General features: G+C 48.6%; 29 protein-coding genes. 10 read left to right on the forward strand and 19 right to left on the reverse strand.

The window, feature by feature from the left end; translation table 11 throughout:
- Positions 1-106: 106 nt before the first annotated feature.
- The 3 genes from ABXJ76_RS16000 to ABXJ76_RS16010 form a co-directional block, all read right to left on the reverse strand.
- Entirely contained in the window at positions 107-895 is a 789-nt protein-coding gene (locus ABXJ76_RS16000) for a hypothetical protein (RefSeq protein ID WP_432741906.1), read from the reverse strand.
- Positions 855-2,837 (reverse strand): hypothetical protein, encoded by a 1,983-nt coding sequence (locus ABXJ76_RS16005; protein ID WP_432741908.1) that lies wholly within the window; start codon positions 2,835-2,837, stop codon positions 855-857. Before ABXJ76_RS16005 ends, ABXJ76_RS16000 begins: the two co-directional genes overlap by 41 nt.
- A gap of 746 nt (positions 2,838-3,583) precedes the next feature.
- Positions 3,584-3,934, reverse strand: a complete 351-nt coding sequence (locus tag ABXJ76_RS16010) for an FUN14 domain-containing protein (RefSeq protein ID WP_432741910.1) — start codon at positions 3,932-3,934, stop codon at positions 3,584-3,586.
- Positions 3,935-4,163: 229 nt separating this feature from the next.
- Between ABXJ76_RS16010 and ABXJ76_RS16015 the strand changes: the two genes are divergently transcribed.
- On the forward strand, positions 4,164-4,292 hold the full coding sequence (locus tag ABXJ76_RS16015) for a hypothetical protein (RefSeq protein WP_432741911.1): 129 nt from the start codon (positions 4,164-4,166) through the stop codon (positions 4,290-4,292).
- A gap of 269 nt (positions 4,293-4,561) precedes the next feature.
- Here ABXJ76_RS16015 and purM read toward each other — a convergent pair whose 3' ends face one another.
- Positions 4,562-5,608 carry a phosphoribosylformylglycinamidine cyclo-ligase gene (gene purM / locus ABXJ76_RS16020; protein WP_432741913.1) on the reverse strand — a complete coding sequence of 349 codons (1,047 nt, stop codon included), beginning with the start codon at positions 5,606-5,608 and terminating at the stop codon, positions 4,562-4,564.
- Between the two features lie 216 nt (positions 5,609-5,824).
- Here purM and ABXJ76_RS16025 point away from each other — a divergent pair, with 216 nt between their 5' ends.
- Positions 5,825-6,229, forward strand: coding sequence for a hypothetical protein (locus ABXJ76_RS16025; RefSeq protein ID WP_432741915.1), 405 nt, complete (start codon positions 5,825-5,827; stop codon positions 6,227-6,229).
- An 85-nt stretch (positions 6,230-6,314) separates the two neighbouring features.
- On the opposite strand, the gene ABXJ76_RS16030 is transcribed toward ABXJ76_RS16025, so the two are convergent.
- Entirely contained in the window at positions 6,315-6,782 is a 468-nt protein-coding gene (locus ABXJ76_RS16030) for a nucleoside deaminase (protein ID WP_432741916.1), read from the reverse strand.
- A gap of 90 nt (positions 6,783-6,872) precedes the next feature.
- Between ABXJ76_RS16030 and ABXJ76_RS16035 the strand changes: the two genes are divergently transcribed.
- Positions 6,873-7,817, forward strand: a complete 945-nt coding sequence (locus ABXJ76_RS16035) for an IS1595 family transposase (protein ID WP_432740541.1) — start codon at positions 6,873-6,875, stop codon at positions 7,815-7,817.
- Here ABXJ76_RS16035 and metA read toward each other — a convergent pair.
- The 4 genes from metA to ubiA form a co-directional block, all read right to left on the reverse strand.
- The gene (gene metA / locus ABXJ76_RS16040; protein WP_432741918.1) at positions 7,808-8,884 is read right to left on the reverse strand and encodes a homoserine O-succinyltransferase MetA; all 1,077 of its coding nucleotides are present in this window, start codon (positions 8,882-8,884) and stop codon (positions 7,808-7,810) included. The genes ABXJ76_RS16035 and metA overlap by 10 nt on opposite strands.
- A gap of 18 nt (positions 8,885-8,902) precedes the next feature.
- Positions 8,903-9,748, reverse strand: coding sequence for an ATPase (locus ABXJ76_RS16045; protein WP_432741920.1), 846 nt, complete (start codon positions 9,746-9,748; stop codon positions 8,903-8,905).
- Positions 9,749-9,763: 15 nt separating this feature from the next.
- Positions 9,764-10,063 (reverse strand): DUF6763 family protein, encoded by a 300-nt coding sequence (locus ABXJ76_RS16050; protein WP_432741922.1) that lies wholly within the window; start codon positions 10,061-10,063, stop codon positions 9,764-9,766.
- A 286-nt stretch (positions 10,064-10,349) separates the two neighbouring features.
- On the reverse strand, positions 10,350-11,216 hold the full coding sequence (gene ubiA, locus ABXJ76_RS16055) for a 4-hydroxybenzoate octaprenyltransferase (protein ID WP_432741924.1): 867 nt from the start codon (positions 11,214-11,216) through the stop codon (positions 10,350-10,352).
- Between the two features lie 82 nt (positions 11,217-11,298).
- On the opposite strand from ubiA, the gene arsC reads away from it, so the two are divergent.
- Genes arsC through ABXJ76_RS16080 form a run of 5 tightly spaced genes read left to right on the forward strand, consistent with a single transcriptional unit; the run spans position 11,299 to position 14,227 of the window.
- Positions 11,299-11,646 (forward strand): arsenate reductase (glutaredoxin), encoded by a 348-nt coding sequence (arsC, locus tag ABXJ76_RS16060; protein WP_432741926.1) that lies wholly within the window; start codon positions 11,299-11,301, stop codon positions 11,644-11,646.
- Positions 11,647-11,657: 11 nt separating this feature from the next.
- A complete protein-coding gene (gene wrbA / locus ABXJ76_RS16065; protein WP_432741928.1) occupies positions 11,658-12,251 on the forward strand; it encodes an NAD(P)H:quinone oxidoreductase in 594 nt (197 codons plus the stop codon).
- Positions 12,248-12,601 carry a DUF2069 domain-containing protein gene (locus tag ABXJ76_RS16070; protein ID WP_432741930.1) on the forward strand — a complete coding sequence of 118 codons (354 nt, stop codon included), beginning with the start codon at positions 12,248-12,250 and terminating at the stop codon, positions 12,599-12,601. Before wrbA ends, ABXJ76_RS16070 begins: the two co-directional genes overlap by 4 nt.
- 2 nt (positions 12,602-12,603) lie before the next feature.
- The gene (gene hda / locus ABXJ76_RS16075; protein ID WP_432741932.1) at positions 12,604-13,308 is read left to right on the forward strand and encodes a DnaA regulatory inactivator Hda; all 705 of its coding nucleotides are present in this window, start codon (positions 12,604-12,606) and stop codon (positions 13,306-13,308) included.
- Complete coding sequence (locus tag ABXJ76_RS16080; protein WP_432741934.1) at positions 13,301-14,227, forward strand: ketopantoate reductase family protein; 927 nt, start codon at positions 13,301-13,303, stop codon at positions 14,225-14,227. Before hda ends, ABXJ76_RS16080 begins: the two co-directional genes overlap by 8 nt.
- Before the next feature lie 87 nt (positions 14,228-14,314).
- Here the strand turns inward: ABXJ76_RS16080 and ABXJ76_RS16085 are convergent, their stop codons facing one another.
- The 3 genes from ABXJ76_RS16085 to sodB form a co-directional block, all read right to left on the reverse strand.
- Positions 14,315-14,815: a DUF3455 domain-containing protein gene (locus ABXJ76_RS16085; protein ID WP_432741936.1), complete on the reverse strand. Its 501-nt coding sequence runs from the start codon at positions 14,813-14,815 to the stop codon at positions 14,315-14,317.
- 5 nt (positions 14,816-14,820) lie between these two features.
- The gene (locus ABXJ76_RS16090; protein WP_432741938.1) at positions 14,821-15,516 is read right to left on the reverse strand and encodes an SDR family oxidoreductase; all 696 of its coding nucleotides are present in this window, start codon (positions 15,514-15,516) and stop codon (positions 14,821-14,823) included.
- 121 nt (positions 15,517-15,637) lie between these two features.
- Positions 15,638-16,219: a superoxide dismutase [Fe] gene (gene sodB / locus ABXJ76_RS16095; protein WP_432741940.1), complete on the reverse strand. Its 582-nt coding sequence runs from the start codon at positions 16,217-16,219 to the stop codon at positions 15,638-15,640.
- 317 nt (positions 16,220-16,536) lie between these two features.
- Here sodB and ABXJ76_RS16100 point away from each other — a divergent pair, with 317 nt between their 5' ends.
- Both ABXJ76_RS16100 and ABXJ76_RS16105 read left to right on the forward strand, forming a co-directional pair.
- Complete coding sequence (locus tag ABXJ76_RS16100) at positions 16,537-17,406, forward strand: phosphate-starvation-inducible PsiE family protein (protein ID WP_432741942.1); 870 nt, start codon at positions 16,537-16,539, stop codon at positions 17,404-17,406.
- Positions 17,407-17,471: 65 nt separating this feature from the next.
- Positions 17,472-17,996: a DNA-deoxyinosine glycosylase gene (locus tag ABXJ76_RS16105; protein ID WP_432741944.1), complete on the forward strand. Its 525-nt coding sequence runs from the start codon at positions 17,472-17,474 to the stop codon at positions 17,994-17,996.
- 33 nt (positions 17,997-18,029) lie between these two features.
- Here ABXJ76_RS16105 and ABXJ76_RS16110 read toward each other — a convergent pair whose 3' ends face one another.
- The 7 genes from ABXJ76_RS16110 to ABXJ76_RS16140 form a co-directional block, all read right to left on the reverse strand.
- Positions 18,030-18,920 carry a fructosamine kinase family protein gene (locus ABXJ76_RS16110; protein ID WP_432741946.1) on the reverse strand — a complete coding sequence of 297 codons (891 nt, stop codon included), beginning with the start codon at positions 18,918-18,920 and terminating at the stop codon, positions 18,030-18,032.
- Positions 18,920-19,423: a M48 metallopeptidase family protein gene (locus tag ABXJ76_RS16115; protein ID WP_432741948.1), complete on the reverse strand. Its 504-nt coding sequence runs from the start codon at positions 19,421-19,423 to the stop codon at positions 18,920-18,922. The genes ABXJ76_RS16110 and ABXJ76_RS16115 overlap by 1 nt, the downstream gene beginning before the upstream one ends.
- Positions 19,424-19,429: 6 nt before the next feature.
- The gene (locus ABXJ76_RS16120; RefSeq protein WP_432741950.1) at positions 19,430-20,362 is read right to left on the reverse strand and encodes a hypothetical protein; all 933 of its coding nucleotides are present in this window, start codon (positions 20,360-20,362) and stop codon (positions 19,430-19,432) included.
- Between the two features lie 81 nt (positions 20,363-20,443).
- Positions 20,444-21,328, reverse strand: a complete 885-nt coding sequence (locus ABXJ76_RS16125; RefSeq protein ID WP_432741952.1) for a carbon-nitrogen hydrolase — start codon at positions 21,326-21,328, stop codon at positions 20,444-20,446.
- A gap of 94 nt (positions 21,329-21,422) precedes the next feature.
- The gene (locus tag ABXJ76_RS16130) at positions 21,423-22,037 is read right to left on the reverse strand and encodes a DUF2238 domain-containing protein (protein ID WP_432741954.1); all 615 of its coding nucleotides are present in this window, start codon (positions 22,035-22,037) and stop codon (positions 21,423-21,425) included.
- Positions 22,038-22,045: 8 nt separating this feature from the next.
- Positions 22,046-22,492: a glutaredoxin family protein gene (locus ABXJ76_RS16135; protein ID WP_432741956.1), complete on the reverse strand. Its 447-nt coding sequence runs from the start codon at positions 22,490-22,492 to the stop codon at positions 22,046-22,048.
- Between the two features lie 95 nt (positions 22,493-22,587).
- Positions 22,588-23,613, reverse strand: coding sequence for an agmatine deiminase family protein (locus ABXJ76_RS16140; RefSeq protein ID WP_432741958.1), 1,026 nt, complete (start codon positions 23,611-23,613; stop codon positions 22,588-22,590).

A 23,613-nucleotide genomic window follows, 5' to 3' on the forward strand; every position in this document is an offset into this window, starting at 1 on the left:
GTCAAGGTACATACGCCAGGTTTGTCTATCTCCGTGTTGTCAGTATCCAACCAATGACCTGCCGTTCGTGGGTTTCTTCAGGGCTGAAAGTGCCGTCCTCGTAGTTCTAGCCGTTGCCGGAGCCGTCGGACGGGGTCACATCGAATTTAACCAGATGGATATGCTGGCCGACAATATCGGTCGGTGTCTCGACCTGAAAATCATCTTTTTTATAAACATTGGGCACCAAGTTGGTGTGCTCAAAGGTAATGCATTCGCCGCTGTTGGCTCTAAAAAACATCGGTTCAGGAGGCCTGATGCCATCAATCGTAGCTGCCACATCGTCCCATAAGGTCAGAATGCGCTGTTGCGGGAAATGCCAGCCAGTCTTGTTCATTTTAACGTCCAGCTGGATAGCTGCCGCATGGTAAAAACGGTTCCTGCCGGTAACGAGTTGCTGGGCATCGTTAATGCACGGGTCGGCATAGGGCGCACCGGCAACAGCAGGCAGGCCGTTGCCCTTGAATGAACCAGTGCCGCCATCCGGTTTCGGCGTGGTGTAATGATTCGGCCCCGCCGTAATGCCGTCGCCGCCATGAAATATCATGGCCTGCCTTTCCCGCGGAGTTCCTGTCTCCGGCAGTTTTTTAGCCGCCAGCGTGTTCAGTATTTTATTGAAATTATCCCGCTGTTGATAGCTGGTTGCGGTGCCGCCAGTGACGATATGACGGGGCAGTCCGCCATCGACAAGGGTATCCATCGGCGGATGCGGCGGACGATGTCCGGCAATGCCGGGAATAAAAAACGGATAACCGGAGTTGCCTGCTGCCACCTCCGGCAATTTGACCTGACCGGTCGGTGCACCCGCATTGTATTCAATCTCCACCTTGGCACCGGGCATTGGTGCCATAGCCATCGTCGGCATAGGCACCAACCAATGCCGGAATCGGCGTTCCCGCCTTGATTTCATAATCCGGCAGTGCCCTGGAACCTTGTGCAGGCCGGCCATCCTTGGCCAATACGGTGCCGGTCTCCAGCACGTCATGAACCCGCCATAATTCCCACATGCCTTGGGCAAAATGGGTGTAAAAATGGCAATGAAATATCGAATCACCGACCGTCCGGTTGCGGTTGCCGCTGCCGTGATGGGCAATTTCATAGGTATATCCGCCGCCCGGCCCAATGCTTTGGCTGTCTAAATGCGCGGAGTTGTCGCTATCGGGGCTATGCAGCCATTGGTGGGCGTGCAGGTGGAAGATATGATGTTCCTTGGGGCCTGCGTGCAGACTCCTGAATTTGACCCGATCATTGAGATAGCTGTGATGCACATTGGACGGATCGTCAGGAAAATAGGCTTTGGTCGCGAACTGGGGATTGTCGGCTACGCCCAACCCTCTGGCATTAACGCCCGCAGGCATATCGACCACCATCGCCGGATCGCCCAACACCCAAGAGGTTAAAAAGAATTCTTCATACTTGCACTCGACGCAGTCTTTCATTGGGCCGAGTTTTAACCGGTTAGCGATGATTTCCGAGCCGATGCCGCCGGAGCCGTAATTGATTGCAAATCCATCTCTGACACCATGCAAGGTGTGAATAAAGACTGGATCGTTATACCAGGCGGGAAATGCCTGTACTGCTTTGATTTCGTCATGAAAAATCACGGTAAATTCGCGGAACGGGTCGCTACGTCCCGGATAGACGGCGTTATTAGGTTCCTGATTCATGTCAAATGCACCTAAACCGCCTCCGGTGATGATCGCATTAAGGTCGGAATGAGCGATTTTGCCACCATCCAACATATTCAGTATCGGCGTTCCGGCAAAAGGATGGGGCGCAATGCCTTCGATCTTCCAGGTGTAAGGCGGTATTTCACTGTTAAAGGCTTCTGTTATCATCACCCTGGCCGAGCCATCGCTAAACACCTGTTCAATATGCGCCTTGCCTTGCTCTCCGCTCAAGGTTTTACCGACGTCATCGCCAATAAAGCCGATATTGCTGGTCAGAGTGGTCATGGTTGCCTGAGTGATGCCATCCGGGTTGGTGGCTAAGATCAATTGCTCGGACGGTTTTCGGGTTTCAACGGTGGGATAAACGGCATCGTAATTGATGACCGGGTAGTATTTTCCATTCGACTGAGTAGACCCCGTTGCTGCTAATGCCATATCCTGTTCGGTAACTTGACTGCGAAACCATTGAGAGCCCTTGTTTTCTACATTAACCGCTCCAAACAAGCCATGGGCCAGTGATCCGCCATTGCCTTCACCACCTGTAGACGCGGCCGTACTGTAAGCAAAATAGGTGCCCTCTTTTTGGGCATAAAAAGTGTAGGTTTTGGTTTCTCCGAGATTTGCCAGGCTGCTGGTATTATTCGCTACGTTGGAGCCATCCGATTCGATGCCTTGCGCCTGCATGCCGATAACATGGAAAGATGCGGTACGTGTGCTTGGGCCATCGTCATTTTTAGCCGCCGTCGCGTTGGGATTGGGAGTGCTGGGCGCGATAGGGTTCACTAAAGAGCCTGTTAAGCTAGGGCTTAGCCAGTTGGTGAAGTTGACGGCTAGACAATCGCCTTCGTTAACGCGCAGCACCAGAGGCCTGGGCCGCTTGTCAGATCGCAACATCGCATTGCCAGGGAATGGAGTCGTTCCGGTTATCGCAACGACATCACGCTTCAACGCATAAATCATCCCCGAAGGGTTCATCGCGCCGAGCCGGTTGTAATAGAAAACTTGGTCTAACGCAACCACATCGGCGGTTATGCAAGCCTGAGCCAAGTTGGTTAACACTAGCATCAGCATGAATAAACACGACTTAGCGGGCAATCCGGTCTGAACGTCTGCTGGTAATTTCATCATCCCCCTCCTTGATCCGTTTAAGCAAGTTGCGGCAACTTCCTTCTTGGATCATGCATGGTTGAAAAGCTCTCAGTTTTAGCATGATTAAACATGCATTTTTCTTGAGGAATCAACTCTACAACGTAGAACGGCAATAAAAAATCAGGTAAAATCCTGATCCTAATTACCGTAATACCTAGGGAAATAAAGCACTGCCATTAAGCTGTCGTAGTGGGCTTGTCGAACAGTTGAAGTTAAATATGAGTTCGCATGCGTCGCCTGATTTTTTAGGCTGAAAAAACGACCCAACTTCTGCGACACTCTGACACGCGGCAATTTGCCACATTCCATTGTTTAGCCTTTATCGCTAAGATACGTACAACTCTTGAGATGCAAACTTCCTTCTAGGAATTCAGGGCGTTATATCCTTCTCTAATGCGGCCTAATCAGCCGCATTTTTTTTGCCTACAAGGCAGTGATTGCTCCCGGCAATCATTCTGCATTTCCTCCATCCATGGAGGTCAGACGTAGGCAAGGCAGATAAGGCTCCTGCTATATCCGCATTCACCACATCCCTGTGGTTCGGGCGTGAGCACGACTTGCATGGATGCAGTCGTGCCGAATCGCCCCTACCCTTTATCGCGACAACGGGCCAATAACTTGTGTAGATACCTATGCCTTTAGGTAGGAGTAATTTACGCAGCAAAACTGCGCAACCTAAGCGGGTCTCATAAGCTAGGCTTAATCCGTTACTGATCCCGGAAAAACTAGCCTAACTTCAATCCGACAAAGAAGCCGCCAACCCCGCTGGCGCCCTTGCTGGTAATGCTGGTCAGGCGCTCAACCAGAAACCCGCCGGAGCTTTTTGCAGCTTCCGCCGCCGCACTGGCGGCATGCTGCAGCTTTTCATCGGTTATATCGATAACATCGTAATGCTCCGCGACAAACAACAGCACGATTGTCGCTCCTCCCAGAAATAATGCCGTACGCAACATTTTTTTGGCGAAATAACCGACCGCCAATCCGATAACAAACGGCGCGCCGACACTACCAATTAAAAAAGTCGAGGAAAAAATGTCGCTAGAAGAAGATGCTGCTTCGACTGAATGGGTGTTCATGGTTCTGAGTTTCCGCTGTTGTGTTTATTGCAATAGCACGTAGGATGGATTGAAGATGAATCTGGATATTATGGCGCTGCCGGACTCGCTACGTGCTCAAGGTGTTCCGTATTGCTATTGATGACTTTGGTATCGATTTTTCACGCGGGTTTATCTGAAGCACTTTCCGCTGAATAGGCTAAAAACCGACAAAAATTTTATCGACGCTATTCCCTTTTTGCAAGACGACATGGAAATTGCCGCCACTACTATTATTGCGGCAGGGCATATTCTGCGCTTTAAAATTCAAGCCGAAGGTGTGGCACACTTTGACACAACAGCAGAATTGCTTACGGGAACAAAGTGCGATACCTATTAAGGTTGCATCAAAAGCAGCGCCGTACCGGCAGAAACGTTTATTGAGCTATTACGCAACCAAGGAAAATTGAAACTTGCCGCGCATCAAGTTCAGCTGTAGGCCCGAATAAGACGGTTCGAGCATAAGCAAGAACGGGGTTTCACGTCAGGCTATCGTGCCTGACGCCCTTCGGGTAAATGCAAACCTGTTGCACACAGATTTATCCGCCACTCCATCCGAATTCGCCGGAAACACCACCCCGCGCTACGCTTGGGCGGCCTTATTCCGGCCTACGTCAGATAGATAACTTGCGGCTTGCCTTCAGACGCAACCAGTTCGCCGATAGTAAAAACTGTTTCGCCTAACTGGGTAAGCATCTCAAGCGTCGCCTGCTCATCTTCGGCAGCCACACAAACTATCATGCCGATACCGCAATTAAAAGTGATCAACATGTCCGCTTGCGATACCTTACCTTTCTCCTGCAACCATTTGAAAATAGGTGGAAATTCCCAGGAAGCAAGGTCGATATGGGCGTTAGTCCCGACGGGAAGCACACGCGGCAGATTCTCGGTTAAACCGCCGCCGGTAATATGAGCCAACGCGTGTACCGGCACTTTATCCAGTAGCGACAATAACGACTTAACGTAGATTCGGGTGGGTTCCAATAAAGCTGCGCCTAACGATTTACCTTCAAAGCTATCCGTCAACGCACTATGGCTGTGGGCAATGATTTTGCGGATTAATGAATAGCCGTTGGAATGCGGCCCGGATGAGGCAATGCCAATCAGCTTATCGCCGGTGCTGACTTTGCTGCCATCGAGTGCTTTGCTTTTTTCCACGATGCCGACGCAAAATCCCGCCAGATCATACTCGCCATCGGCATACATGCCCGGCATTTCTGCGGTTTCGCCGCCAACCAGCGCCGCACCTGAGAGCTCACAGCCTTTACCTATGCCTTCTACAACCGATGCAGCGGTATCGACATCCAGTTTTCCGGTAGCGAAATAATCCAGGAAAAACAACGGTTCTGCACCCTGAACGATAATATCATTGACGCACATGGCAACCAGATCAATACCGATGGTATTATGTATACCTAATTCATTAGCCAGTTTTAGCTTGGTTCCTACGCCATCGGTGCCGGAAACCAGAATCGGATGTTGATAACGATCCAACGGCAGTTCAAATAGGGAACCGAAACCGCCCAAACCACCCAAAACTCCCGCTGTACGTGTTCTGGCGGCAATAGGCTTGATGCGTTCGACTAAGGCATTACCTGCCTCGATGTCAACGCCGGCACTTTTATAATTCAAGCTTTCTTGATTTTGTTCGCTCAATGTTGCGTTCTCTTGCTAAAATTTAAATTACCGATATTGTACAAGACATCGTCGGTTTTGTCTGAAGGATATAAATGTGCATAGATTTTATCTATCAAATTTCCGTAACGTTTGCATAACCGTTGCGGCAAGTTGAAAAATGATTAACGCGATTCCTTAAGCACCCAGGAGTCAATCGCAATCACCCATAGCAACACCAAGTTTTTAGGAGTAGATATGAAAGTAACAAGATCATTTAGCCCGATACTATTTATTGCTGCGGCATTATTTACCGGCACAGTTTCCGCCTATGATCCCGGCGAGACCGAAATAGCTTGCAAAAAGCCTCAATTTAGAGACTTTAATCTTCCTGTCTATAGTGAATCCGAGAAAATCGAGGTTGCGCCGGAATCGACATTCTCCTTTACGCTCTCCCCTTGGACTGATCCACACAGCATAAAATTGACCGCTAAAAAACAAGATATCGACTTTACCGTTGAAAGTAACAGCAGTTTTCACCGCGTTAACGCAAAATTGCCCGCCGCTTTCACCGGTAAATTTGTCAGGATCAATAGCAATGCCAACGCGGTATTAGGCTGTTCCGAGAAGATTGGCTGGCTGATTAAAGTTGCCGATAAATGACAGAGGCGCAAGACGAAAGGCTAAGGGCGAAAAAACCCAAGTTTCAACAGGATCGCTCTTAGCCTTTTACCTTTAGCCTGTTTTTTTAATAAACGACTTTATCGCTCTTTTCAGCCCAAACAGTAAACGGTTGCATCGCATTCGGCAGGTTTAGATGCAGCATCGCGATGCGGCGCTGATGCGGCAACACCGAAATCTCATCATAAATAAAGCTGTCGTCAAAATTGGCGGCAGCGGCATCATGTCGACTACAAGCAAAATAGACTTTTGCCAGCCTCGCCCAATAGATTGCACCTAAGCACATCGGGCAGGGTTCGCAACTGGAATAAAGGATGCAATCCTGCAACTGAAAGTCATTCAGCTTTTTACACGCCAGGCGTATCGCCATCACTTCGGCATGAGCGGTAGGGTCAATAGTGCTGGTGACCTTGTTGCCGCTGGCGGCAATCAGCTGCCCATCTTTTACGATAAGCGCACCATAAGGGCCGCCCTGCCCTGACATGGCATTTTCTACTGCCAGGTCAACAGCTTGCTGCAAAAATTTCCTATCCACCTATAAACCTACCTGATTACCCATAAAGAACAGCCAATGTTACAAGAATGTCTATACTGACAGTATCTACCATACGGATGGGATAACGTCATGAAAAACAAAGTTCAATTTCAAAAAGGCTATAGCCTGGGCGAGTTCATGAAAAATTATGGGAGTGAAGGGCAATGCCGAAAAGCCTTGTTTCAGTGGCGCTGGCCTCAAGGCTATGTTTGCCCTGAATGCGGTGGGCAAAGCTACTGCTCCCTGAAAACACGGGTGGTTTATCAATGCAATCACTGCCACCATCAACATTCCCTCATTAGTGGCACCATTTTTTCTGCGACGAAGCTCCCGTTAACAACTTGGTTTCTCGCGATCCACTTGACCACACAAGCAAAAACTGGCGTTTCTGCCCTTTCACTGCGCCGTCAATTAGGTGTTTCATACAATACCGCCTGGAGCATCAAACAGAAGCTGATGCAGGTAATGAAGGAGCGTGATGATAGTAAGCCGTTATCCGGCGTCATCCAACTGGATGACGTGTATTGGGGCGGCGAACATCGGGGAGGCAAGCGTGGACGGGGTTCACCCAACAAAACACCTTTTGTGGCGGCTGTGTCGGTCAACGAAAAAGGACATCCTATTGCCATGAACATGACTGTGGTCAACGGGTTCCGCTCCAAAGAAATCACTCGTTGGGCGAAGCGCCATCTTAGCACCGATAGTCACGTGGTCTCGGACGGACTGGCCTGTTTTGCCGCTGTTACCAAGGCAGGATGCCAGCATACCAGCATCGTAACCGGTGGAGGCCCTGAATGTGTCTCGCTGGAACCCTTCACTTGGGTCAATACGATGATAGGTAATGTCAAAAGGTCGATTGACGGGACTTATCACGCTATCAATCATAAACACCTTCCGCGCTATTTGGCAGAATTTTGTTATCGCTTCAATCGGCGATTTGTCCTTGAGGATATGCTGCCCCGCCTATGTTACGTTGCAGTCAGAACACCACCTATGCCTATGCGGCTACTGAAGATGGCTGAGGATTATGGGTAATCAGGTAAACCTAAGGGATTGTTTGGGTCTATGCCATCCATAAAAGGCAGACCTCGTTCTTGATGGGTGAGTTGATATATTTTTCCCAACCAGTTGTTGAATACCGCTTTTGCGGTGTCGCTCCAGGTATTGTCAATATGCTCCAGAATCAGGCTTTCCGGGAATTCTTCCAGCCTCTTCCCGTTCTGCTTGGCTGATCTGACCTGCTGCTCATAATCGACTAAAATCTGCTGGACGATCTCATTAAAATAATTTTCGGGGAACGGCGGATAGTCGTTTATTTCGGCGCGATAAAAGCGCAGGACTTCACGCTTGTATTCTTTCAATAGGCTAACGTCATCATATTCAGGATGTCCCTGAAAAAACACGATACGAAAACCGTCCGGGCTAACGGCAAGATGCACACCCGCTTCTTTGCTGGCAGCCAGAACTTTGAGTCCGTGTTGCTCCATATCGCTTTGGAATATTTCATTAAACCGGGAATGCGGCACATCGAAACGGGTGTTGATTTCCGCAACCAACGGATGGCTGCGGTCGATTAGCTTATGCGAAAATACTCCCCAGCGTTTGGCCGGTAAGCGGGTGCGCTCGATACCGTAACAATATTGAATGACCGCATGAGTGGCAAGACATGAACACAGTATCGAAGTGACATTTTCCTTGGCCCAGAAAAAAACCTCGTTTAACGGCTCCCAAAAGTCTTCTTCGGGTAATCGAGGGCGAGTGACATTTGCGCCACTGATGATCAGCGCATCGAGGCCGTCCCGTTTGATTTGCTCAAAGGGTTCGTAATATTTAGCAATATGGGCTTTTGCTTCCGGACTTCTTTGCAGTCCTTCAATGGTAAAAGGATGCACATGAAATTGGACAATTTGATTGCACGCCCCCACCAGCCGGAAAAACTGTCTTTCTGTCGCTTCCAGCGCCGCATCGGGCATCATATTGAGCAGTCCGACATGCATTTCCCGTATATCCTGATTACTGGCGTGCTCAGGATCTAATATTTCCTCCCCTTCTTCACGAAGGCGTTGGAATGTGGGTAAATCAGTATAGGCAACTAAAGGCATAAGCGGACTCCATCCATATCATTGCTGTGAACCCAGCGCATCGGCGATAAGCCGGATAAAATCATCCTCACTTTTAACGGTGGCGACATCATTCGCATCGATAGTATAGCCGTATTGATCGGCGATAGCCTGATAACGAGGCAGTCGGGATTTAAATAATTCAGGAAAAACCCAGGAGACAAAATCATCCGGCGGCATATCATCCGTAGAAGCGTAGTTTTTAAGGCGCATGAATTCGGCAAGCTTTTCATCAAGAAACGCTTCCCGATAATAAAGCGGCTTGGGATCGGATTTAGCGCGTTCAATAATGGTTTGTTCCAACGCCGGAGGTATTTTGATATAAACAATCAGCGTGTTTTGTGCCAGCGTTTCCAGCACGTCCGGGCTATCCAGCTCACTGACGCTGCCCCCGGCGTCATTGACAAAATGCTTATAACCGTAAATATCTTCAACCTTGCTGATAAAATCCGGCACATCATTCATCGCGGCAATTTCAGCCTGATGATGCAGCTTTTGGCGACGCTTGAATTCCTGCAAAGACAATCCGCCCAAATCGGCATTGCCGAGCTTGCCAAGAAAGCTGGAAACAGGAGCCAGATTATCGACGGTTATTTTATTGCTGATATGAATGGAGTCGGAAAGCAGCAACTCGCGCAGAAAAGGAACACGCATAGCCTGACGTTTAATATTGTCCAGAATAGGCTCTTCCAGATATTTTGTGCCTATCCGGTAGTCGCCTGAATAGTGAAACCATTTGGCTTTGGGTAGTTTATTGGCCAGCGTGGTTTTACCCGCACCGGACATTGCCAGTAGGGTAATGCGTTTCGATTTCCAGTCCAGAAATTCCTGCGGACTCATTTTCATGTAATGGTTTCCTAATTAATCCAGATAATCTTCGATGTCTACGTCTTCAGGATTTGGCTTGTGTTTGTCGGTATCGGTATAGCCCAGATCATCGGTTTCAATGTCGTCAAAAGGCGCGCTCCAGTCTTCGGGATCCTCGATATAATCGAAAGTTGAGCTATACCAGCTGTCATGATCATATTCGCCGATATCGCCGTTAAGGTATTGAACTTCGATAGAGTCATCGCTTTCTTCAATGGCGACGACCTTAAACTTCAGATTGTTCTCTACATCCTTGTACCAACTACCGATGATGGGGTCTGTTATTGTTGTCATGATTATTCCTCAATACTTAGCTAAAATGATTCGATCCAAAATATCTAAAGGTAGGTAATATTACTAGGAAGGCTAAATAAAACACAACGGTATTTTGCATGATTCGGGATAAATTCAGCCCAAAGCCTTTTATATTGAAGTTAACGTTAAAGCCTGTTACGACCTGTTGATTAGTCGTATTCGTGCACCATATTGGCCGCTATGTTGCAAGAGTTCGGCGCGCTTGGATACTATCTGATACGAAAAACTGCTGGGGAAAACACCGGCCCAACCAGGCGCCTTTGTTTCATCGCAGCCAATAATCCACTAATAACCCAAGAAATACGACTAGACCAAACCAGTTATTGTTCAAAAATGCCTTAAAGCAAAGCGTTTTTTCCCGATGAAAAATCAATTTTTGCTGATAAACCGACAAGCCTGCCGCCAGTAAAAGACCGCCATAATATGGCCAGTTTGCGTCTATCATTTGCCCGACGGTCATCAGCAAGCCGAGTATGATAAGCTGCAATCCCCCCATGATTTCCCGGTCATAAGCGCCGAACAGGATGGCGGTCGATTTAACGCCTATTTTTAAATCATCCTCCTTATCGACCATTGCATACATGGTGTCGTAAACCAAGGCCCATAACACCACAGCCAAATACATCACCCAGGCCACCGGCGGAATGCTGTTTAGCTGTGCCGAAAAAGCCATCGGCACCGCCCAACCGAACGCAATACCCAAATAGGCCTGAGGCAGCTGGGTATAACGCTTCATAAACGGATAGCTGGCGGCCAAAAATGCGGCAACAAACGACAGCAGGATGGTGTAGCTATTCAGCAATAACACCAACCCGAACGCGCATAAACACAACACCACAAAAACCAGCAGCGCTTCCTTGGGCTTTACCTTGCCTGCGGCGATAGGCCGATGTTGGGTGCGCTGCACATGCGGGTCAAAGTCGCGGTCGGCGTAATCGTTAATCACGCAACCGGCAGCCCGCATCAGCACGACGCCCAGACAAATAACCGTCAAAACCAACACATCGGGCTTGCCGTCGCTGGCAACCCACAGTGCCCACAATGCCGGCCACAATAAAATCAGGATGCCGATAGGCTTGTCAAATCGCGCTAATATCCAATATTGCCTGAGTCTATCTATTGCTCTGTCCATAATTAGGGTTGTTGCCTTTTCAAGGCCTGTATTTTGTTAAAAATGCTATTATAGCTTTTTTATTTTAATGAGCGGGCGAACCATGAGCGTAAAGATTTATCACAATCCGCGTTGCAGCAAATCCCGGCAAACCTTGCAATTGCTACAACAGCAAGGCATAGCACCGGAGATTATCGAGTATCTTAAAACGCCTCCCAGCGTTCAGGAGCTGGACGACATCCTGCAAAAGCTGGACATGGAGCCGCGAAAGTTGATGCGCAAAAATGAAGCCGCCTATAAAGCCAACGGCCTGGACGATGCATCACTGGATCGGCAGGCGCTGATAGCAGCCATGGTGGACCATCCTATTCTCATTGAACGGCCCCTTGTTGTTGCCAACGGCAAGGCGGCGCTGGGCCGTCCGCCCGAAGCTGTACTCGCCATCCTTTAATTGCCCTGCTTATGACAAAGATCCTGGTGTTATATTTCTCCCGCAATGGCGCTACCGCCGACATGGCTAATCATATCGCTCGCGGCGTTGAATCCGTTGACGGCGTTGAAGCGGTACTCAGAACCGTCCCCGATGTTTCAGCTGTCTCTGAAAAAACCGCAGCCAGCATTCCCGACCATGGCGCAGTTTACGCGACCCTTGACGATTTAAAATCCTGCGACGGCCTGGCGCTGGGCAGTCCGACCCATTTCGGCAATATGGCCGCGCCGCTAAAATACTTTATCGATAGCACTACCGAAATCTGGTTCTCAGGCGCGCTATCCGGCAAACCCGCTGGCGTATTTACCTCAACCGGCAGCATGCACGGCGGCCAGGAAAGCACCTTGTTATCGATGATGTTGCCGCTCTTGCACCACGGCATGTTGCTGCTGGGCTTACCCTATACTGAACATGCGTTGCGTGAAACCACCAGCGGCGGCACGCCCTACGGCCCCAGCCACGTATCGACGGATCACGCGCGTTTAAGCGATCCCGAAAAAACCCTGTGCAGAGCGCTCGGCGCTCGGCTGGCTAAAACCGCGCTGCAGCTGAAACAATCGTCATGACCATAAAACCGATTTACTACTACATCATCGCCCTGACCGGTTTTTTCGGGCTATTCGCATTGCTAATGCTGTGGAATACCGTGCTCGCACCTTCGACCCGCTTACCGGTAGCCTTGGTTTTACTGGTCGCCGTTACGCCGTTATTGCTGCCGATGCGCGGCTTGCTGGATCGCAATCTTAGAAGTTGCGCGTGGGCGGCCTACATCAGCCTGATTTATTTTCTCCACGGTACTGCCGAAGCCTACGTTAATCCCGATGAACGGCTGTATGCATCGCTTGAAGTTATGCTGAGCCTGATGCTTTTTTTCGGCACCACATTTTATATACGCTTTGCGGGAAAACAGAACTGACCATGGCGCAGCAACTGCCTTTGCATTTTGAGTTCAGAGCTAATCAAACGTTTGAGGATTTTTTCCCCGGAGCCAATCAGGAAATCGTCACGCACTTACAACAGTGCGTTGCAGGCGTAGGTGAGCAGCAAATTTTCCTCTGGGGCAAATCGGGACTGGGCAAAAGCCACTTACTGCAAGCCTGTTGTCACCAAGCGCAGCGTCACAAGCTCAGCTCGTTCTATTTTGATTTAGCCCATGCACAACGGCCTGATCCGGCCATGCTGAGCGGACTGGATGACTATAATATCGTTTGTTTCGACAACATCGAAGCCATCGCCGGCAACGCAGCCTGGGAGCGGGCTTTTTTTAATTTCTTTAATCAGCACCGTGATCGCGGCCACAAACTGATCGTCTCGGCATCTTCCGCGCCCAATGCGATTGCTATCCAGTTACCCGACCTTAAAACCCGTCTTAATTGGGGGCTGACCTTAAAAATACAGCCCTTAACCGATAGCGACCGGGTGGCGGCATTGATCTTTAAAGCCGATCACATGGGCTTTGAAATCGCACCGCAAGCCGGACGCTTTCTGCTGACGCATTACCACAGGGATCTGGCCTCTTTATGGGCCTTACTGGAAAAACTGGACAGGGCATCATTGGCTGCCAAACGCAAATTAACCATTCCTTTTTTAAAGCAGATTCTGGACGAAGACAGCCGTGATTAAAGTGCTTGTTATTGGGGCAGGCGCCATCGGCGCCTTTTACGGCGCGCTACTGGCAAAGGTCGGCGCCGAAGTTTCGGTAGTGTGTCGGTCCGATTACGATCAGGTCAAGCAACACGGTTTTGTCATCGACAGCCATCCGCTCGGCCGCTGGAATTTTACCCCGGCTCAAGTCCTAAAAAATGCTGCGGATTTTGAAGGCGCGGCAGACTATATTTTACTGTGCACCAAAGTCATTCCGGCTCTGGATAGGGTCGCCCTGCTGCGCCCGGCTGTTACTGAAAACACGGCAATAGTCTTTATCCAGAATGGCGTGGAAATCGAACGGGAACTGCAGGATGCTTTCCCCAATAATGAAGTCGTCAGCGGTCTGGCGTTTATTTGCTGCAACCGGGTCGGTCCCGGCGAGATAGTGCATTTGGCCTATGGCCGTCTGGCTTTAGGCAATCTGCCGAACGGCGTCAGCCCTAAAACCGCGCAGTTGTGCGAACTTTTCAGGCAATCCGGCATAGACGGCAACGCGACCGAAAACATTGTTACCGGGCGCTGGCAAAAATGCGCCTGGAACGCGCCGTTCAACCCGCTATCGGTATTATCGGGAGGCTTGCCGACGCTGGACATTTTGCAAACCCAGGAGTCTTTCGTACGCAGCATCATGCAGGAGGTTTGCAACATCGCGGCGGCTTCGGGACATCCGTTGCCAGGCGATATTGTTAACATCAACATCGAACATACCTACGCGATGCCGCCTTATAAAACCAGCATGTTGCTGGATTATGAAAACGGCCAGCCGATGGAAACCGAAGCCATCCTTGGCAATGCATTGCGCGCCGCGCAACGGCTAGACGTAGCCGTCCCCCATCTGGAATCGGTCTATGCATTGATGAAACTCAGGGAATTGAAGCTAAGGAATGAAAATTAAATAACGCATGCCTTTGCGCAATGGGCGACCGATCGGTCGCCCCTATAATTTATCGCGTATTCACATTATGTAGACTTCATTCCTAAGTTATTTCCCGTAAAAAATATAATCTGCCGTATAAGCAACCCGCTTTTCACTGCCCAGATGATTAGCCGTACATCCCGACGAAGGCGGCAGACCGCCATGGGTATTGACCCGATTAATAAAGCTCACATCCGAAAACAGGCCGTCACCCTGATGCGAGACCACCTCGACCAGCAACCAGGAAATCGCCTTGCCCGGCGCCTTATCGATTTTGTTGACTACCCGACCGACGACGCGACTGCCTTCTTTATATTCCCAAAGCGGCCCAGCGCTGTGATTGCCGACCAGCTTCCCTTCCTCATCGAATAACTTGGCATCGGGCGCCAGCATTATCCAGGCATACTCGCCTTGATTCAGCGAGCATTGATAAATCTGATCACCCTTGGCATGCACGGTCAAAATAGGACTATAGCCTTGCGGCACTTTAATCTGTTCGGGTATGACAGTCTCGGCATAAGCCGCGCCTTGTAACATCACCGATAAAATAACGATCTTTTTAATCATAGCGTTCACCACGGCATTGGCGTTCCGTCATACTTGACGAAACTACCCGATTGATCCAATGAAAAATTCTCTATCAAAGCGCGCATTCCGCTAACGCTTTCCTCGGCATTAATTAAGCCATTAGGCCCGCCCATATCGGTTTTAACCCAGCCTGGATGGAAAATCAGCACACCGACAGACTGATCTTTCAGCTCTATCGCCAGGCTCTTCATCGCCGCATTCAACGCCGCCTTGCTGGAACGATACAAAATACTGCCGCCACCGGTATTATCGGCAATACTGCCCATCAGGCTGCTGATATTAACCACCAGTTTTTTATCGCTATGCTTAATTTGTCTTAAAAACGCGGCGGCCATTTTTACCGGGGCCTGGGTATTAACCACCAAAGACTTGATCCATGCCTGATAATCAAGCTGACCAAAACCGTCGCTCTGCTTGTCTCCGTAGATACCTGCGTTGTTAATCAACACATCGATACCGCAGTCTGATAATTTTCGCGACAGCGCATCAATTTGTTCAAATTTTGAAACATCCAGCTGTTCCAGTTGAATGTTAGGGTGACAACTGGCAAGATTATTTAAATCGAACGCATCATCCGGGTTACGCGAACAGGCGATAACATGCCAGCCGTCCGTCGCATATTGGCGGCAAAACTCCAGACCCAAACCGCGATTAGCGCCGGTAATTAACACTGTAGCCATTTTATTTCTCCCATAAAAAAACCTCCTGCATCGGCCGATGCAGGAGGCTTCATATTACTTCAAAATCAAGCTGAAAAGTTTTTTCGGTCGTTGGATTAGGCGAAGCCGTAACCCAACACAATTAAGCCGAAAAGTTTTTTGCAGCAAAATCCCAGTTAACCAATGCCCAAAATGCTTCCAGATAGGCTGGGCGTGCATTGCGATAGTCGATGTAATAAGCATGCTCCCAAACATCGCAAGTCAACAAAGGCGTTTGGCCTGTCGTTAACGGACAACCTGCATTGCTGGTGCTAACCAACGCCAAACTGCCGTCGGCATTTTTTACCAACCAAGCCCAGCCTGAACCGAAGGTGGTTACTGCGCATTTGGTAAATTCTTCTTTGAATTTTGCAAATGAACCGAAAGTTGCGTTGATCGCATCAGCTAAAGCGCCGGTAGGTTCGCCGCCCGCTTTAGGTGCCAAACTGTTCCAGTAGAAAGTATGATTCCAGACTTGCGCCGCGTTATTGAAAATACCGCCGGAAGATTTTTTGATGATTTCTTCTAGCGACAATCCTTCAAATTCAGTTCCCGGAACCAGATTATTCAGGTTGGTTACATAAGTTTGATGATGTTTACCATAATGAAATTCTAAAGTTTCTTCAGAAATATGGGGTGTTAATGCGTCTTTAGCATAAGGTAAAGCAGGAAGTTCAAAAGTCATGAGATTCTCCTAAATAAAGTTGTTGTAAGGTGTTACGCGCAAACAGCTGGCACAAAAACAAATCCCCAGTGTTTTAATAAACAATTACTTTAGCACTGCTAGCCGATTAAATAAAGCAAAGCACCCGTAAAAAGCTGTCAAACCGTTAAAATTGCTTGTGAATAATGCCCAAAAATTAACGATAATTAAAAAGATAGCTAACGTAAGGCATTCAGCTCATAGCAAGCTCTCCCTGATAGGTAACAGCGCTTATTGATTGAACCCGTTAAACGCCCTATCCTACAGACACGCGCACAAACACCAGCCGGTTTTGTAACATGATTAGACTGACTTATGCCAGCACCGCAATTAAAGACTTTAGCCCTGAAAATTTGTTGGAGCTGTTAAAAACCTGCAGAACGAATAATGGGGCTAACAATATAACCGGGATACTGCTTTATTCGCACGGCACTTTTTTTCAGGTATTAGAAGGCGACGAGACAGTCGTTGACAACACATTTGAAAGCATAAAAAAAGATAAGCGCCACAAGGACGTAACCTTGATTGATAAACTGCCGATAACGGAACGGGAATTTCCTTACTGGAGCATGGGCTTTGAAAAGCTCGAAAGCAAAGAGCTGAACGAAATAGACGGCTTGAATAATTTTTTTGAAAAGAATTTTACGCCCGCCGGTTTTGCCTCTCACAAGCACATTATCGGCCCGTTATTGGCTCATCTGCGCAGCAAACTGGTCAAACAGGTCACCGTGGAAAGTCACGAAGAACTACCCATGCAACACGAAGACCCGTTCATCCAATTCCTGCACCGCACCATACGCTTGGGCGTCAAGTTTCTCGCGTTGCTGATGGTCATAGTCATTTTATTTGGCATTATAGATGTTGTTTATGTGATTTTTGACAAAATAAGCCAGCCGCCGTTTATGCTGCTGAGCATTAATGACATGCTGGAAACGTTTGGGGCTTTTTTGGCGGTGTTAATCGCCATTGAAATTTTCCTGAATATTACCTTGTATATCAGAAGCGATGTCATCCCAGTAAAACTGGTGGTGGCGACCGCGCTAATGGCTATTTCCCGGAAAGTTATCGTGTTTGATTACAAAAAATTACCGGCAGAATATGTCAGTGCATCGGCTTTGGTTTTGGTAGCGCTGGGCATTACCTATTGGCTCATTCAAAAGAAAGAATAATCGAGTGCTGCGGCGTAACCATGTTTCATTAATTTTTTATCCGGTTAATTCAGCGGTTAAACCTCATGACCAAACCACTATTATTCTGTTTCGACCCCATCGCAGATTTGAACGCCGAGCTATTGATTCTGGGCAGCATGCCTGGACAGGAATCTTTAACGGCAAACCAGTACTACGCGAATCGCCGTAACGCTTTCTGGAAAGTCATGGCTGAAATAGTCAAGTTTGATCCCGGCGCTTCCTACGAGATCCGGCTACAGGCATTAAAGACAGGCCGCATCGCACTCTGGGATGTGCTGCAGTCTTGTACCCGAGTCGGCAGCTTGGACGCAAGGATAGACGCCAATTCCATCAGCGCAAATGACTTTCAAAGCTTCTTTCGTCGCCATGAAAATATCCGTGCGGTATTCTTCAACGGAGCAAAGGCGGAGTCGGCATACCGGCAACATGTCTTGCCTACCGTCAGTAGCGTTGCTGTCAGCTATATACGCCTGCCCTCGACCAGTCCGGCTCATGCCTCGCTTTCCTACGAACAAAAACTTCAGCTATGGCAGGCAGCGCTAAGACCCGAATGCAGCGCTGCACGTTAAAGATGCGGCTCGACATCGGGTTAAAACAACTGATTACGTCGCATGACTTTTTTCGGCCAATAACTGACTGATCCTGTTTTCTGCCTGATGCAGATAGCCTTGCCCGAACAGATTCAGGTGGTTGAGTATATGGTATAAGTTGTACAGGTTTTTTCGGCTGGCATAGCCTGGATCGAGCGGATAAACAGCTTGATAAGCCTGATAAAATGCCGGACTGAAGCCGCCGAACAATTCGGTCATCGCCACATCCGTTTCCCGGTCGCCAAAGTAGCAGGCCGGATCGTAAATAACCGGATTGCCCCGTTCGTCTGCCGCGACATTGCCGCCCCATAAATCGCCATGCACTAAAGCCGGTTGCGGCCGGTAGGCTAAAAACCAGGGTTTTAAATTGCTACAGAGTTTTTCGCCCAACCCTTGCAAGCGGCCGCCATAACCTTGGTCGGCGGCCAGCGCCAATTGATGCCCCAAGCGTTGCTCCTGCCAGAAGCTAAGCCAGTCGTCATAACGGCCGTTGACTTGCGGAGTAGTGCCGATGGTGTTGTCGCGGTGCCAACCGAAATAGGCCTGTTTTTGCCGATGCAGCTGCGCCAGTTGTTGTCCCAGCAACTGTTCGGAACGGCTATTGCGCTTATTTAAGGCGATAGACTCCAGCACTAAAAAGGCATAATCGGACGTTTGTCCGCAAACAATCAATTTCGGTACGCGGATAGTCCGGGTCTGTGCCAGCGCTTGCAGCCCTTCGGCTTCGGCCTCAAACATCGGCAGTCGATCTGGCGTGTTCAGCTTGACAAAAAAACGGCGGTTTGCCGCCTGCAACTGGTAAGCCGTATTCATATCGCCGCCGGCCAGCGGTTTGGCATTTTGCAACTGAAAAGGCTGTCCGGTCGCCGATTCAATCTGTTGCACAATAGCCTGCCAATGCATCAGTAAAGCTTGCCGACTAAATCCATATGTGTCAGGTACAGCCGCATATCCAGCTCGAACCGGTGATAACACGGTTCCATGTGTTGACACAGTTGATAAAACGCCTTGTTATGCTCCTTTTCCTTTAAATGCGCCAGCTCATGCACGACGATCATCCTTAAAAATTCCAGCGGCACCTGTTTAAACAACGAGGCCACCCGGATTTCATTTTTTGCCTTGTGTTTGCCGCCCTGCACCCTCGAAATAAAGGTATGCAGGCCTAAGGCATGATGCAAGTCTTTAATCTTGTCGTCATAAATCACCTTGCTCAGCGGCTGGGATTGTTTCAGCGAAGCATTTTTTATATCGACCGCATAACTATAAAGCGCCTTATCGGTTCTGACCGTGTGGGCGAGCGGATATTTTTTCAACAGCGTCTCGCCCAGCTTGTCGTTGTCGATCAGCTGGCGTACCTGGCTGGTTACGTTTTCGGGATAGCCGATTAAATATTTTAATTCCTGCATGGCCGATTACTTCAGGGTGTTCAATATTTGCTCTAACGGAGCCAGGGAAATCAGCGCCCGGTACAGAATCGTTTTATCTTCCATCAGACCGTAACATTCATAATGATAAGGCGATTCTATCGCATGGCCTATGCCTTCTTTCCTCTCTTCCGGTGGAATTTGCCTGATCAGTATATACAGTGCATCACCGGATTTGAGCAGCGCAAGGTAGCTGCGGTCGATGCTGATTTTATGCGACATATACACCAACGGATTGCGTTCAAAATCATGTTTTTCTATCACCGCCTTTTCCAGCAAGGCGCTGGATATCAGGCTGCACGGGAATATTTCAGGAAATACTGCTTTATCTTTAAAAGGGTCGAAAAAAGCATCCTGATCGACCAGCGAACCGCATAAAAAGTTTTTTGCATTGCTGGTGGTGATAAATTTTCGTTTCAGAAAAAAACTGCTATCAGAGATAAAAGACCGATCGGGATGCTGATTAAGGACGCCACACTGCGGAATATGCGGATTGGGCAGAAACAAGGCAAATTTGGATTCGGTTTTATAACCCAGCAAGGCCAATGCGCCGCCCGATTTAACCGTAATCCGGTTGCTGAGCATGGTCTCGGGATCTTGTTTAAATTGCGACTTTTTTATATCGATTAAGATCTCTTGTCCAGGCTTGACGGCGTTAACGAAAGAAAACTGGTAGTTACTAAAATGCAGGTTGTTATCGCTAATCAGTAGATTTTCATTATGTAACCGGCGATGAAGAAAAACTTTGTGTTCAACCAACGATTCCAATTGAAACCCAAGTGCAATCGGGCCTTTGAACGGATTGTGATTGATGCGCCGCCATCTGTTTCTATCGTGAAACAGGTTGAAATCGTCCGTTGCATTACGTGCAACATCAATATGTATTTGATGAAAAACATCCGAACTGTCTGAATTATTCATAGCGCCTCAACGAGAGAATCCCTGATTTGGTCAATTTAAGACAGGAAACTCCAGTTTCCATAACGTTTACGGCAGTGAGTTTTAATCAATAAAGCGTCTGGTCAAATCGCCATATTCATCAATTCGACGGTCGCGCAAAAACGGCCATATTTGCCTGACTCGCTCAACCCTGGCACTATCGATGGTGCAGCAGAGCAGCTTGGTTTCCGAATCATTGGCGCTGGTGATAATTTCCCCTTGCGGCCCCGCTATAAAACTATTGCCCCAGAAGTTAATACCGGTAGCCAAGTCCGGCGCTTGCTCAAAGCCGATACGGTTGCAGGAAATGACCGGAATACCGTTGGCGACGGCGTGAGAGCGCTGAATGGTTATCCAGGCATCCAGCTGGCGCTGCTGCTCCACCGGCGTATCTTCCGGGTCCCAGCCTATCGCGGTCGGGTAAATCAACATCTCCGCACCGGCTAAAGCCATCAGTCGAGCGGCTTCCGGGTACCACTGATCCCAGCAAACCAATACCCCTAATTTACCGATAGACGTTTCGATCGGCTTGAAACCCAAATCGCCGGGCGTGAAATAATATTTCTCATAAAAACCCGGATCGTCGGGGATATGCATTTTCCGATATTTACCGGCAATACTGCCATCCTTGTCGAAAACCACGGCAGTATTGTGATAAAGCCCCGGCGCTCTTTTTTCGAAAATGGTCGAGACAATGACAATGTCGAGTTCTTTAGCCGCATCTGAAAGGATTGCCGTGGTGGGGCCGGGAATCGTCTGGGCAAGATCAAAGTTATTGTAATCCTCGCTCTGGCAAAAATACGGCCCCAGATGCAGCTCGGGCAATACCACCAGATCCGCATTTTTAGCGGCGGCTTCATGAATTTTCTCAATAGAAAAATCAAGATTGGTTTGTCTGTCTTCATCGCAGGGCTGTTGCACAGCACTAACGGTTAATGTTGATTTCATGATGATCGTCTGGGGTGGTTTTTGATGGGCGTTATTTTATAACGATTTAAGCGATGGGAAGAACAAAACTGCGTTGTCGTTGTGAAAACGAGTACTACGATGCTTTAACCGACCCAGCCGCTAACTTGCCAAGTTGCCGATCATGAATACGACTTAACATCGCCAATGCCAACATTGCGCCAAGCAGCGCATAAGCCATATCCGACTGCGTATCCCAAATATAGCCTTGAGTGCCTAAAAATGCCTCAGCGGCTTCCTGGCTTAATAACGCAACCCACCATTCAATCAGTTCATAAAAGGCGCTGATCGCAAGACAGATGCAGACGACGAAAAAATGAAGCCAGCTGCTATTGACCACAACCTGCTTTCTAATGAGGATTTCCCTGGCGATGATGGCGGGGATAAAGCCTTGGGCAAAATGGCCGACTTTATCGTAATTATTGCGCTCGAAATGAAATTCGTCTTTTAACCAGTCGAACAGCGGAACGTCTGCATAAGTGTAATGTCCGCCGACCATTAAAATAAGGCTGTGGACCAGGATCAAGCTATAAGCGATGTCGGTTAATCTGAACGTCTGCCGCGTCGTAATAAGCACAATAAAGGCTATTATTGCCGGCGCTGTTTCAAGTATCCAGATCAGGTAATCTTTAGGATAAGTACCCGACCAAATCAGTGCCGAAAAAAATATCCCCAGCCATGTTTTGTTCATGGATGAGTTTATTTCGCTAACGCTTGTTGATAGGCAGCATCGCTAAAGCCACGGATGGTGGTGCCATTAACGACTGCCAGCGGAATTCCGCTATAACCCGGATCAAGTGTTTTCTTGCGCGTTGCGGCATCAATATCTTGTTCAATATCGTAGACATTAAAAGCAACATCATTCTTGCGCAAAAAAGCCATGGCTTTTTTGCAATAAGGACACCAGCTGGTAACGTAAATATCGACTTGCGGCGCTGCTGCCGGTTGATTGTTTTTATCGATTGGGTCCGATTTTGATACCTTATCCTCAAGATCATTAGGCGTTTCTATCAATGCCAGATGATCGGATTTTGAGCTAGAAAAATGCGCACTTCCATTGGCATCTGTCCATTTGTAGCCTTCGGCCTGAACTGAGAAGGTGAATGTCAGTGCCAGCAACAGAAGAAGCGATTGATTAATAACCATATAACGACCAAATTTTGAAAAAAATTGAGTATTCAACATGATGCAGGACGCGGCTTTAAACCCGCGTCCTGCACAATGCATAATAGTGCCGGCTATTAACCGACAGCCACTAACGCCTTTTCAGGAAACTGCATGGTCATGCAATGCAGACTGCCGTATTGATGTACCAAGGGTTGACAAGGGGTGGCGATAATCTTGCGATCAGGAAAACAACCGGTCAAACGCTCCAGCGCAACCGCATCCATCGGGTCGCCGTAGACCGGCACCATGATGGCGTGATTGATGATTAAAAAGTTGGCATAATTGGCCGGGAGTTGTTGCCCGTCTTCATCATAAATCGGTTGCGGCAATGGCAATGCAACCAGATGATAGACATCGCCATCCTGAGTTCTAAGCGCTTGCAACTGCGTTTCCATGAATTTCAAGCTATTGTAGTGCAGGTCTTCGGGGTCGTCGCAGCTGGTGTAAGCGATGGTGTTGGCGGAGCAAAAGCGGGCCAGAGTATCGATGTGGGCATCGGTATCGTCGCCGGTCAGGTTTTCCTGATCCAGCCAAAATACCCGTTTAGCGCCCAGGTGTTTGATTAATTGCTGCTCTATGTCTTGTTGGCTCAGGCCTTTGTTCCGGTTCGGATTTAACAGGCATTGTTTGGTGGTCAGGATAGTGTCTATGCCGTCGCTTTCAACGCTGCCGCCTTCCAGTATAAAGTCTATATCGGTGTGACTTGCGCCTTTAAAGGGTTTGGCATTTAACAGTTTGTGATTGAGGTCGTTGTCGTTTTGGTGCGAGTATTTTTCGCCCCAGCCATTGAAAAGAAAATTCATATGCATGATTGCGCCGTCTTTTTCGACGCTGAGAAAAACAGTATCCCTGACCCAAATGTCATTCACGGCGGCCTGGATGAAGTCGATGTTGTCGTTCTTGCTTATCAAGCTTTGAATATGCAGCTGATGACTGTCATCCAGACACACGATAAGCAGTTTTTGATATTGACTGATGGTATCGCTAATGACGCTGTAGGATTGTTCGACAGCATCAAGATTGCGAAAATCGCCGGTTTTATGCGGCCAGGCGATTAATACGGCGGATTGTTTTTCCCATTCTGCTGGAAATCTGTTCAT

This window comes from Methylobacter arcticus, from assembly GCF_050917435.1.
Classification (GTDB): domain Bacteria; phylum Pseudomonadota; class Gammaproteobacteria; order Methylococcales; family Methylomonadaceae; genus Methylobacter_A; species Methylobacter_A titanis.